This window comes from Vibrio sp. R10-SF1-ISO8 (assembly GCF_059833805.1).
Genome location: NZ_JCBDHL010000015.1, coordinates 160,340 through 172,656, shown reverse-complemented (window position 1 = coordinate 172,656; position 12,317 = coordinate 160,340). Strand labels below are relative to the sequence as shown.

Annotated in this window: 11 protein-coding genes; 6 read left to right on the top strand and 5 right to left on the bottom strand. The window is 45.6% G+C overall.

What is annotated here, in order from left to right:
- Positions 1-117 precede the first annotated feature (117 nt).
- On the top strand, positions 118-855 hold the full coding sequence (locus tag AC6R00_RS11740; protein ID WP_500640522.1) for a substrate-binding periplasmic protein: 738 nt from the start codon (positions 118-120) through the stop codon (positions 853-855).
- A 12-nt stretch (positions 856-867) separates the two neighbouring features.
- On the opposite strand, the gene AC6R00_RS11735 is transcribed toward AC6R00_RS11740, so the two are convergent.
- The 3 genes from AC6R00_RS11735 to rapA all read right to left on the bottom strand — a co-directional run bounded on the left by AC6R00_RS11735 (position 868) and on the right by rapA (position 5,577).
- Positions 868-1,830: a D-2-hydroxyacid dehydrogenase gene (locus AC6R00_RS11735; protein WP_500640521.1), complete on the bottom strand. Its 963-nt coding sequence runs from the start codon at positions 1,828-1,830 to the stop codon at positions 868-870.
- A gap of 37 nt (positions 1,831-1,867) precedes the next feature.
- A complete protein-coding gene (gene rluA / locus AC6R00_RS11730) occupies positions 1,868-2,605 on the bottom strand; it encodes a bifunctional tRNA pseudouridine(32) synthase/23S rRNA pseudouridine(746) synthase RluA (RefSeq protein WP_500640520.1) in 738 nt (245 codons plus the stop codon).
- 62 nt (positions 2,606-2,667) lie between these two features.
- Positions 2,668-5,577 (bottom strand): RNA polymerase-associated protein RapA, encoded by a 2,910-nt coding sequence (gene rapA / locus AC6R00_RS11725; protein WP_500640519.1) that lies wholly within the window; start codon positions 5,575-5,577, stop codon positions 2,668-2,670.
- Positions 5,578-6,052: 475 nt separating this feature from the next.
- On the opposite strand from rapA, the gene AC6R00_RS11720 reads away from it, so the two are divergent.
- From AC6R00_RS11720 to AC6R00_RS11700, 5 genes are all read left to right on the top strand, one after another.
- A complete protein-coding gene (locus AC6R00_RS11720) occupies positions 6,053-7,429 on the top strand; it encodes a PhoH family protein (RefSeq protein WP_500640518.1) in 1,377 nt (458 codons plus the stop codon).
- 119 nt (positions 7,430-7,548) lie between these two features.
- Positions 7,549-8,553 (top strand): ornithine carbamoyltransferase, encoded by a 1,005-nt coding sequence (argF, locus tag AC6R00_RS11715; protein WP_272785749.1) that lies wholly within the window; start codon positions 7,549-7,551, stop codon positions 8,551-8,553.
- 251 nt (positions 8,554-8,804) lie between these two features.
- Complete coding sequence (pyrB, locus tag AC6R00_RS11710) at positions 8,805-9,734, top strand: aspartate carbamoyltransferase (RefSeq protein WP_272785750.1); 930 nt, start codon at positions 8,805-8,807, stop codon at positions 9,732-9,734.
- A 13-nt stretch (positions 9,735-9,747) separates the two neighbouring features.
- On the top strand, positions 9,748-10,209 hold the full coding sequence (gene pyrI / locus AC6R00_RS11705; RefSeq protein ID WP_272785751.1) for an aspartate carbamoyltransferase regulatory subunit: 462 nt from the start codon (positions 9,748-9,750) through the stop codon (positions 10,207-10,209).
- 140 nt (positions 10,210-10,349) lie between these two features.
- The gene (locus AC6R00_RS11700; protein ID WP_004747250.1) at positions 10,350-10,739 is read left to right on the top strand and encodes a RidA family protein; all 390 of its coding nucleotides are present in this window, start codon (positions 10,350-10,352) and stop codon (positions 10,737-10,739) included.
- A 62-nt stretch (positions 10,740-10,801) separates the two neighbouring features.
- Here AC6R00_RS11700 and AC6R00_RS11695 read toward each other — a convergent pair whose 3' ends face one another.
- Together AC6R00_RS11695 and mdh are read right to left on the bottom strand one after the other, a co-directional pair.
- Positions 10,802-10,993: a hypothetical protein gene (locus AC6R00_RS11695; RefSeq protein ID WP_004747248.1), complete on the bottom strand. Its 192-nt coding sequence runs from the start codon at positions 10,991-10,993 to the stop codon at positions 10,802-10,804.
- A gap of 115 nt (positions 10,994-11,108) precedes the next feature.
- Entirely contained in the window at positions 11,109-12,041 is a 933-nt protein-coding gene (gene mdh, locus AC6R00_RS11690; protein WP_004747247.1) for a malate dehydrogenase, read from the bottom strand.
- Positions 12,042-12,317: the final 276 nt, after the last annotated feature.

Below are 12,317 nucleotides of genomic sequence, written 5' to 3'. Positions count from 1 at the left end.
GTCATCATGACTGGCCTTTTTTGTTTCCTTAAGAGTCGGGATGTTTTTGAACCTTGGCTTGGTCACTGGTAAATTATCTTCTAACTTTAATAGAGGACGAATAAAGCAGGAGCCTATATGCCGTACTACTTGCTATTATCAAGCGCTCTGCTTCTGTTGCTCTCTCCCTTTTCGTTTGCAAATGAACCTCCTAAAGTCATCAAAATTGCGGCTGGTAACTGGGCTCCCTTTATCGGCGAGAAGCTTGAAAACTACGGTTATGTTGGTGAAACCATCCAGCAAGTTTTTGCCAATAAGGGCTACCAGGTTGAGTTCCACTTTTACCCTTGGAAAAGAGCTTACAAAAAGGCGAGCGAAGGTGAGTACGTCGCGACTGCAGTTTGGATGTATGCCGAAGAGCGTACCGAATTTTTCATGTACAGCGATCCTGTAGCCCAAGAGCAGTTTGTCTTTTTTCATCTGCGCGAAAAGCCTTTCGATTGGCAAACTTTGGCTGACTTAGAAGGAAAGCTGCTTGGAGGCGGACTGGGCTACAGTTATGGCGCTGAGCTCGATCAGTTGCTAGAGAGCCAATCCATCAAAATGAATCGAGTTGAAAGCCCAACCAAAGCCTTTCAACTGCTTAAATATCGTCGAGTTGAACTTGTCCCAGAAGAGAAACATATTGGCATGTTCTCACTAAGTAAACTGCCGATAGAAACACAGCAGTTGATCACCTATAACCCAAAACCTTTCCTGACCAATGACAGCTATTTAATGTTTTCCAAAGCTCACCCCGAAGCGATGGCATTAATGGAGATATTTAATCAGGGCTTAACAGAGTTAAAAGCCGCTAAGGGAGAACTAGAGAACTAGAGAACTAGAGAACTAGACTACGCGGTTTTGCTCTCTGCCCTCAATAAAGGCAACAATATTATCAATCAGAATATCGGCAAGCTTTTGAATCGATGAGTCACTACCCCACGCAACATGCGGGGTAAGAAGTAAATTCGGTAGATGCATGTTAGCAATCAAAGAGTTGGACTCATCCGCAGGCTCATCGGTAAACACATCAAACCCTGCGCCTCTTATCACGCCATGCTTAAGTGCATCAATTAGAGCTTCTTCATCGACCAAGCCACCACGTCCGGTATTGATGACAATACTTGAAGGTTTCATTGAGGATAGTTCTTGGCGACCAATAAGGTGTTTTGTCTGCTCGTTCAATGGACAGTGCAATGTCAGGACATCAGAAACAGCTAACACCTGCTCGAAAGGTAAATAGCCCTCACGACACGCCTTCGCTCCTTTATGCTCAGCAAACAATACATACATGCCCAAAGCCTTAGCTAAGGCTGCTGTTGCTTGGCCTAACTCACCGCCGCCAATTACACCCATAGTCGAGCCCACCGTATCGCTGATTGGGTGAGTAAAAAAGCAAAACTGCTTGTTGCGCTGCCACTCTCCGGCAGCGATATCGTTGTGATAGCCTTTTAAGTTGCGCTTTAACGCGAACATCATTGCGATGACATGCTCTGGAACGGATTGTGTCGCATAACCTTGAACATTAGTCACCGCGATCCCGCGCTCTTTACAGCAAAGCGTATCAACATTGTTGAAACCTGTAGCCGAGATAGCGACAAGCTTTAGGTTAGGTAACTGAACTAAGACATCTCGATCCAAAACGACTTTATTAGTAATGACGATCTGGGCATCTTTGGCTCTCTCGACAACTAATTCTGGTGCAGTGAAATCATACTCGATCCACTGATGATCGAAAGGTAGGTGAGGCAATTCAATTTGAGTTGGGATCGTAGCACGATCCAGAAAAACAACAGTAGGCAGCGACATAAGATCTCCTTGCGCTGCCGAATCTATCCTTGAATTATTATGGGCGTGGCAGCAATTTATAGTCTGGTAATTCTCGCACAAGTGAAAAATAGTTAAAGATCATCGCTTCTGCTTCAAGATAGAAATCACACGGTACAAAGCGAGTTTGCAATAACTCAGTTTCAGGATGATAAAAACTAAGTTCAGCGGCATGAAGTTCTAAGCGCGAAGAAAACTTAAAGGCCTCTCCTTGTGAGTAAAACTCATCACCGACGATCGGGTAGCCCAACGCCTGCATATGTACCCGAAGTTGATGAGATCGACCCGTAATCGGTAGCAGCCTAACAATCGTAGTTTTCTCTTCGTGTTTGACCACCTGATATAAAGTTTTTGAAGGCTTGCCGTGTTCAAAGCAAACTTTCTGCCTTGGGCGGTTTTCCCAGTCGCAGATCAAAGGCAGGTCAACCTCTCCCTCAGGCTGCTCAACATGACCCCAGACACGCGCGTAGTACACTTTATGCGTCAAGCGATATTGAAACTGCTTCTTAAGCGAGCGTTCCGCTTGTTTATGTTTAGCCAACAACATCAAACCCGATGTATCCATATCGAGGCGATGTACCACTTGGATCTCAGGGTAGAGTTCAACTAAGCGCGACCACAAACTATCGTAATGCTCTGCTAAACGACCCGGCACAGACAAAAGCCCCGATGGTTTATTAGCCACCAAGATATGCTCATCTTCAAATACCACATCAACCCAAGGCTCTTGAGGTGGGTTGTATTCAGTCATTGACATAATATCTATCCAATAAAAACCCAGCTGAATGCTGGGTTTAATACATGCTTACTGTCTAATCACTAATTATGACTAACAACTATCATACGTAACGAATCCAACTGATACTGAGCTTGGCCGATGTAGCCCGTAAGCTCTTTGATTTGCCCATCAATCGCTTCTATCTCTTCGTCACGAATGTTTGGGTTAACCGCTTTCAAAGCTTGTAGACGTTCTAGCTCACTGTTCAAGCTCGCTTGCATCTCTTGCTGAGCCTGATTACGGATCGCATCAACTTTTTCAACAATCAGCTTTTCGCCAGCTTCAACCAATTGGTGGACCTGTGCCTGAACCGAAGCGACTAGCTTAGTTGCGATATGACGACCCACTGGGCTTAGCTGACGGTTGAAGCTCTCGAACTCAACCTGTGAGGATAAGTCATTACCTTTACCATCAAGCATAATGCGGATAGGTGTTGTCGGTAAGAAACGACTAATACCACTGCGCTTAGGCGCCTGAGCATCGACTTTGTAGACAAGCTCTAACAACATGGTACCAACAGGCAGTGCTTTATTCTTAAGTAAAGAAACCGCCGTCGTGCCCACACCTTCACTCATCAGTAAGTCGATGCCACCCTGAATCATCGGGTGCTCCCAGCTGATGAAGTTCATATCTTCACGCGATAGTGCTGTTTCGCGGTCAAAGGTAATGGTTGCACCTTCGTACGGTAAGCCAGGGTAGCTTGGCACTAGCATATGCTCAGATGGCGTTACAACGAGCGCGTTCTCACCTTTGTCATCTTGGTCTAAGCCAATCGTATCAAACAGGCTTAAAGCAAAAGTAACTAGGTTAGTATCACCATCCGTCGCTGCAATCTTATTGACAATCGCTTGCGCTTTTTCGCCGCCATTCGAGTGCATCTCAAGCAGACGGTCACGACCTTGCTCAAGTTGCGCTTTAAGTTCTTTATTCAGCGCCGCAGATTCTGCAATAACTTCATTAAGATCACTGGTATCACCGGATGCCAGCATCTCAATTAAACGCTCAGAGTACTTGTCGTAAACGGTACGTCCCGTCGGGCATGTTTCCGCAAACGCATTGAGCCCCTCTTCGAACCAACGCGCCAAAATAGCCTGCGACGTCCCTTCTAAGTAAGGCACATGGATATCAATATCGCGGTTCTGACCAATACGGTCTAGACGACCAATACGTTGCTCAAGCAAGTCAGGGTTAAAAGGTAAATCGAACATCACCAGTTGGTTAGCAAACTGGAAGTTACGACCTTCTGAACCGATTTCACTACAGATAAGAACCTGTGCACCACCTTCTTCTTGTGCGAAGTAAGCCGCGGCTTTATCGCGCTCAAGAATCGACATCCCTTCGTGGAAAACTGTCGCTCGAATACCTTCACGTTCACGTAATGCTTGTTCAAGCTGCAACGCGGTACTTGCGCGAGAAGCGATCACCAAGATTTTTTCGCTACGCTTCTCTTTAATCTTCTCTAGCAGCCAGTTCACACGACTATCAAACTGCCACCAGCTTGCATCATCGCCTTCGAACTCTTGGAAGATCTCCTCTGGGTAGAGATTCTTCAACGCGCGAGCTTCAGGACTAATCTTGCCACCAATCATACCAGATACACGCATAGAGGTGGTGTACTGCTGTGGGATTGGCATTGGAAGTAGATGAACGTTACGCTGCGGGAACCCTTTGATTGCCGCACGTGTGTTCCTAAACAGAACACGACCTGTGCCGTGACGATCCATCAGATTGTCGATCAATTCCTGACGCGCGGCCGCTTTAGCTTCTTCATCTGAGTCGCTTTCGATGATGCGAAACAGTGGCTCGACATCCTGTTCTGAAAGCAATTCTGTAATTTGGTTCTTTGCTTCATTCTCTAGTGATTGGCCTGAGAACAAGGCGCTCACTGAATCGGCAACTGGTGCGTATTGCTCTTCTTCTTTGACAAACTCTTGATAATCAAAGAAACGATCTGAGTCTAATAGACGCAAACGGGCAAAGTGACTTTCACGGCCTAGCTGCTCTGGTGTTGCGGTTAGCAGTAAAACTCCTGGAGTACGCTCAGCTAATCCTTCAACCACTTGGTATTCACGACTAGGCTGTTCCGGGCTCCATTCAAGGTGATGAGCTTCATCTACGACAAGGAGATCCCACTCACCTTCTAAAGCTTGCTCAAAACGCTTGCGGCTCTTACGTAAGAAATCAAGGGAACACAGCACATATTGCTGAGTATCAAAAGGGTTGTCAGAGTCGGCAAATGCTTCGATACAGCGTTCTTCATCAAAGATAGAGAAATGCAGATTAAAACGACGCATCATCTCTACCAACCACTGGTGCTGTAGTGTTTCTGGTACCACAATTAGGATACGCTCGGCACGACCTGCCAGCACTTGCTGGTGAATGATCATCCCCGCTTCGATGGTTTTACCTAGACCTACTTCGTCGGCTAGTAGGACGCGAGGTGCATGGCGGCGACCGACTTCATGAGCAATATAAAGCTGATGAGGAATTAAGCCAGCACGCATACCACACAAGCCACGCATTGGGCTTCTGTGCTGTTCATATTGGTTCATCAATGCACGATAACGAAGCACAAAGTTATCCATACGGTCGATCTGACCTGCATACAACTTATCTTGTGGCTTGTTAAAACGAATCTGGTTACTCAGCATAATTTCACGCAGAATTACACCTTCTTCAGCGCTGTCTTCGCGTACACCAACATAGCTAAATAGCCCTTGGTCTTCGACCACTTGCTCAACTTTAAGAGACCATCCTTCCTGGCTATCAATTACATCGCCAACATTAAAGGTTACTCTGGTTACGGGCGCCTCATTTCGAGCGTAAACTCGGTTCTCTTCAGAAGCTGCAAACATTAGTGTCACAGTACGAGCATCCAATGCTACAACGGTTCCCAAACCTAGGTCGCTTTCCGTATCGCTGATCCAGCGCTGGCCCAAAGCAAATGTCATGAATCGACTACCTCATCTATTAATTCAAAAATGGGTCTATTTATTTTAGTAACTCTTACGCAACTTGAAAGGCAACTGACGAGGAAACAAAGGTGTCAGCCGTTGCGTGGAAAAAGGTCGCTAATCTTACTCGAAGCTGTGACATTGGTCACGTACAAAGGCCTCAAAAACCAACAATTTTTTGTCCAACATGAGGATGACATCAAAGTGTAAGAAATCAGTGGCACTTCTAAACAAGAGTGTTGAAAAACGTGCTTATACTTATTGATGAAAGTGCATCATTTAGCGTCAAGTTTCTGGCTGGCACGAGTGATGCATTTGATAGGATGACGATCAACACGGGTTTGCAGTTTTTGTAGTCAAACCATCAGCGTACTCTGATTGCCAGGCTACATTACTGCAAGCAACCGCAGGTAGACCACTTCATGCACATGCATGAGGGGTAAGCAAGCCGCAGCGCGGCAAGGAGACGCTTATGGGTGACACAGACCGGAAGCTTTTTGTCCTAGACACCAATATTCTGCTACACGAACCACTAGCCATCTACTCATTTCAAGAACACGATGTAGTCATCCCGATGACTGTCCTCGAAGAGCTCGACAGGATTAAAGACAGTAAACGCGACGTTGCTCGTGATGCCCGAGTGGCAATACGAGCACTCGAAGCCATGTTTAAAGACGCCACGCCAGACGAGATTTCGGAAGGCATTCCTATCAACAAAGATAAAGAGGCCACAGGTCATATCGCGATTTTGGCTGACTTTGAACTGCAAGAAACCGTTAAAGCCTTTGCGGATAAAGCCGGTGACAATCGCATTCTTAACGGAGTGCTATACCTACAAAATAAACGCGCTCCCCGTGAAGTCATTTTGGTCACCAAAGACATCAATATGCGCCTGCGCGCCAAAGGAGCAGGGGTTCGTTTTGTTGAAGATTATCGTACCGACCAATTGATTGATGATGTTCAGTATCTCACCAAGGGCTTTCAACAGATCGAAGGTGAGTTCTGGAGCAACATTCAGAATGTAGAGAGCAAGAATCTGGCAGGCCGAACTTATCACACCTTAGATAGAGACCCGTTCGAGCCCACTTATATCAATCAATATGTCATAGATGAAGAGAGTGATTTTGCCGGACGGGTTGAAGAGATCGAAGCGGATAAAATCACCATCAAGGATCTTAGCCGTGAGCGTATGATGCATCGCCGTGCTTGGGATATCACACCAAAAAATATCTACCAAGGTATGGCTCTGGATGCTCTGCTCGATCCCGATATCGACCTGGTGATATTAACTGGCGCCGCTGGTAGTGGTAAGACCCTACTGGCTATGGCTTCTGCCCTAGAGCAAACCATAGAGAAAGGCGTCTTTGATAAGATCATTGTTACCCGCAACACGCCAGATATTGGTGAAGCGATAGGTTTCTTACCCGGCAGTGAAGAGGAAAAAATGATGCCTTGGTTGGCGGCGGTGACCGATACCTTAGAGGCGCTACATAAGAATGATCATTGTACTGAAGGCTCACTTAAATATATTTGCGATAAAGCCAATATTCAGTTTAAGTCGATCAACTTTATGCGCGGGCGCTCGATCCAAAATGCCTTTGTTCTGCTCGATGAATGTCAAAACCTGACTGCATCACAGATCAAAACCATCATCACTCGCTGTGGTGAAGGCACCAAGATCGTCTGTTCAGGTAACTTGGCTCAGATAGATTCACATTACCTAACCCCTGTGACATCGGGTCTGACTTACATGGTCGAACGCTTCAAAAACTTTGAAGGCAGTGCCAACATTCACCTTAACGGTGTAGTTCGCAGTCGCTTAGCAGAGTTTGCCGAAGAGAATTTATAGTCACATTTGCCGAGATATAATTCATATCTCGGCACTTTATTAAAATAATTATTCACAAACAGTGGTTAAATATGATTAACTAAAGCCATTATAATGAATGAACATTCAAGGACTGGAGCATGGCCTTTAATCTACGTAACCGAAACTTCCTTAAGCTACTCGATTTCTCCCCTAAAGAGATCCAGTTTTTACTCGATCTATCGGCTGACTTAAAAAAGGCCAAATACGCTGGGACTGAGCAAAAAAAACTGGTCGGCAAAAACATCGCTTTGATCTTCGAGAAAGCCTCTACACGTACGCGCTGTGCTTTTGAGGTCGCGGCATTTGATCAAGGAGCACAGGTCTCTTATATCGGCCCATCGGGTTCTCAGATCGGACATAAAGAGTCAATGAAAGATACTGCGCGTGTTTTAGGTCGTATGTACGATGGAATAGAGTATCGCGGCTTCGGCCAGCCAATCGTTGAAGAACTTGGCGCTCATGCAGGCGTACCCGTATGGAATGGCCTCACCGACGAATTCCACCCAACCCAGATCCTAGCGGACTTCCTCACTATGCTGGAACACGGTCGTGGCAAGCAACTGCATGAGATTAAATTCGCCTACTTAGGTGATGCGCGCAATAACATGGGTAATTCCTTGTTAGTCGGTGCAGCTAAGATGGGAATGGACATTCGCCTAGTCGCACCAAAAGATTTTTGGCCAGAACAAGAATTGGTTACCACCTGTCAACAGATTGCACAGCACACTGGCGCCAAAATCACCCTTACTGAAAATGTCGAAGAAGGCGTCAAAGGTTGTGATTACCTCTATACCGATGTTTGGGTCTCAATGGGCGAAGCGCCGGAAGCCTGGGATGAACGTGTCGCCAAAATGACACCGTATCAGGTCAACATGGATGTGATTGCAAAGACAGGTAACCCACAGGTTAAGTTCATGCATTGCTTACCAGCCTTCCACAATGACGAGACCGTAATAGGTAAACAAGTCGCGGATAAATATGGCATGAATGGCTTAGAAGTTAGCGAAGAGGTATTTGAGTCAGAACACTCCATTGTTTTCGACGAGGCAGAGAATCGCATGCATACGATTAAAGCTGTGATGGTTGCCACACTTGGTGCTTAAGAGGCGGGACTAAACGACACTAAAACCCTCGATGTAATCGCTTGCGTTAACAAATCTTCAGCGTATAATGCTCGGCAATTTGTCTGGAGGTAGTAAAAACAATGCCACGTAATTCGTGCTCTACAAAGCGTCTTACATTGGGTAAGCCAACGTGCTTATCTGGACTGTTGTTTTCTATTTCCACCGATTTCTAAAGCCTCCCGTAATGGGGGGCTTTTTTGTGCCTAAAATTCATGACTGGGAAGATGATTATGACAAACACGCTTTATAACAAGCATATTATCTCAATTCCTGAGCTTTCTCGTGAAGAGCTGGAATTGATTGTCAAAACGGCGGGAGAATTAAAAGCAAATCCGCAGCCAGAGCTGATTAAAAACAAAGTCGTTGCAAGCTGCTTTTTTGAGCCATCTACCCGCACCCGTTTATCTTTCGAAACCGCTATTCAGCGAATCGGTGGTGATGTGATTGGCTTTGATAACGGCGGCAACACTTCTCTGGCTAAGAAAGGAGAAACGCTTGCAGACTCAGTACAAGTAATCTCTTCTTATGTTGATGCATTTGTAATGCGCCACCCTCAAGAAGGTGCTGCGCGATTGGCTTCTGAGTTCTCTAATGGTGTTCCAGTAATCAATGGTGGCGATGGCGCTAACCAGCATCCAACCCAAACGCTACTCGACTTGTTCTCTATCGCTGAAACGCAAGGTCGTCTTGATAACCTCAATGTTGCTTTCGTTGGTGACCTGAAATATGGCCGCACCGTTCACTCTCTGACTCAGGCACTGGCGAAATTTAGTAATGTTCGCTTTTTCTTTATCGCGCCAGAAGCACTCGCAATGCCAGATTACATCTGCGAAGAGCTAGATGAGTCAGGTATCGAATACAGCCTGCACACGGACATGGAGAGTGTGATTCCACAACTAGATGTGCTGTATATGACTCGCGTCCAGAAAGAGCGCTTCGACGAATCTGAGTATGCGCATATTAAGTCTGCGTACATTCTAAATGCAGCTCTACTGAAAGATGCGCGTGAGAACTTGAAAGTCCTTCACCCGCTACCACGTGTTGATGAAATTACGGTTGATGTCGATAAAACACCACACGCTTACTACTTTGAACAAGCAGAGAATGGGGTTTACGCCCGTCAAGCTCTACTCGCCCTTGTCTTAAACGAAACACTGTAATGAGGTAATCACCATGGCTAAAGAAACTCAATTGCAGGTTGAAGCAATTAAAAACGGTACTGTTATCGACCACATCCCTGCACAGATTGGTATCAAGGTGCTTAAGCTGTTTTCAATGCATAAGTCGCAGCAGCGTGTCACTGTTGGTTTGAACCTGCCTTCATCAGCACTGGGGCACAAAGATCTACTTAAGATTGAAAACGTGTTTATTAGCGAAGAGCAAGCAAGCAAACTAGCCTTGTATGCCCCGCATGCAACAGTCAATCAGATCGAAGACTACCAAGTGGTAAAGAAACTGCCTCTTGAGTTACCAGAGCAAGTCAACAACGTGTTTGAATGCCCAAACACTAACTGTATTACTCACGGTGAGCCGGTAGAAAGCAGCTTTAAAGTGTTTGAGAAGAAAGAAGATATTCGTTTGAAATGTAAATACTGCGAGAAAGTCTTCTCACGTGAAATCGTCACTGAGCGTTAAACCGACTCGGGTTACTCAATAAGCATAAATTAATTCTCCTCGCTCGATTTGGGCGAGGATTTTTACTTTACCCAACCGCTATTTCGCGGCACACTGAATCCCCTAAATTCTGTTCACCCCTTAATAGATGGAACATAATAATGACTAAAGTACTTCACACAGAATCAGCTCCAGCAGCAATCGGCCCATACGTACAAGGTGTTGACCTAGGCAACATGGTTCTGACTTCTGGCCAAATCCCAGTAAACCCAGCTACTGGTGAAGTATCTGCAGATATCGCAGAGCAAGCACGTCAATCTCTAGACAACGTGAAAGCAGTCGTAGAAGCGTCTGGCCTGTCTGTTACAGATATCGTAAAAATGACGGTTTTCGTTAAAGACCTAAACGACTTCGGTACCGTAAACGAAGTTTACGGCAAGTTCTTTGATGAGCACAATGTAGCAAACTACCCAGCACGTTCATGTGTTGAAGTCGCTCGTCTACCTAAAGATGTGGGTATCGAAATCGAAGCGATTGCAGTACGCAAATAATCTTTCGCTAAAGATTGAAAAAGCGAGCTGATTAGCTCGCTTTTTTGTTGGTGCTTTCGACACTAGTAGTACTTGTCGCACCCTTGATGAAGTTGAGGGTCTTCCATCAAATCCTTGATATCTACCTCGAATTTTTGGTGAGAATTACGCTCTTCAATCACCACGGCTCCATGTTCCTGATCGACTTCAAGAACAGTTCCAATCCCTTGCTGACACTCAACCAGCATGCCTTTCTCGATTTGACTTATCTCCATTGTGCACTCCTTGGCTAGAATCTATTGCCTCTCATTAAGTGTACATCTCGATGGGCAAAAAGGATCAAAAAAGCCGACTTAGAAAAGTCGGCTCTCAAATTCAGCTTAGGTTTGATTACTTAACGAAATCAACACCTGTTTGGATATCACCATTCAGTGTTTCTAGCATGCCATCTAGTGCAGACTTTTCAAAGTCACTTAGTTCACCGTAGCTTAGTACTTCTTCAACACCTTCTTTACCTAGCTTCACTGGCTGAGCGAAGAATGGTGCGTGCTCACCGTCGCCTTCAACGTAAGCGTACTCAATCACGTCTTCACCTTGAAGTGCTTTAACAAGAGCAAGACCGAAACGACAAGCTGCTTGGCCCATAGATAGTGTTGCACTACCACCGCCAGCTTTCGCTTCAACAACTTCAGTGCCCGCGTTTTGAATACGCTTAGTCAGTGCTGCAACTTCTTCATCAGTGAACTCAACACCTTCAACTTGAGAAAGTAGAGGTAGGATAGTTACGCCCGAGTGGCCACCGATAACAGGAACGCGAACGTCACCTGGATCTTTGTCTTTTAGGTCAGCAACGAAAGTTTCAGAGCGGATAACGTCTAGAGTGGTTACACCAAATAGACGACGCTTGTCATAAACACCCGCTTGCTTAAGAACTTCAGCAGCAATTGGCACAGTCGTGTTTACAGGGTTAGTGATGATTCCCACGAGCGCTTTAGGACATACATCGGCAATTCTTTGCGCAAGAGATTTAACGATACCCGCATTTACGTTGAACAGATCAGCACGATCCATACCTGGTTTACGAGCAACACCCGCAGAGATAAGCACAACGTCAGCACCTTCTAGTGCCGGTGTTGGATCTTCACCTGCGTAACCTTTGATTGATACTGGCGTTGGGATATGGCTTAGATCAGCAGCGACACCTGGTGTAACAGGTGCGATGTCATACAGTGCTAGATCTGAACCAGCTGGAAGACGGTTTTTTAGTAAAAGGGCTAGGGCTTGACCGATGCCACCAGCGGCACCAATAACGGCTACTTTCATCGTAGTTCTCCTTGAGACGATTCTCTTATATATGTTTTGTAGAGCGATTTGTAATCAACTAGGTCAAACTATAGTAATCACAACCTGATTACAATCAATTAACGTCAGCTTTGCGACCTTGCGCAATCCGACAAAAACGTGCCACACACAAGGGCGCCATTATGTTCTCCTTCACCTGTAATGACAAAGGTTTAAGCAAGTTTTCTGTCAATAATTTCTGCCAGATTTACAGTGATAGACTAGACAGAAATCAGGCTTCACATTGGCACTATTTGC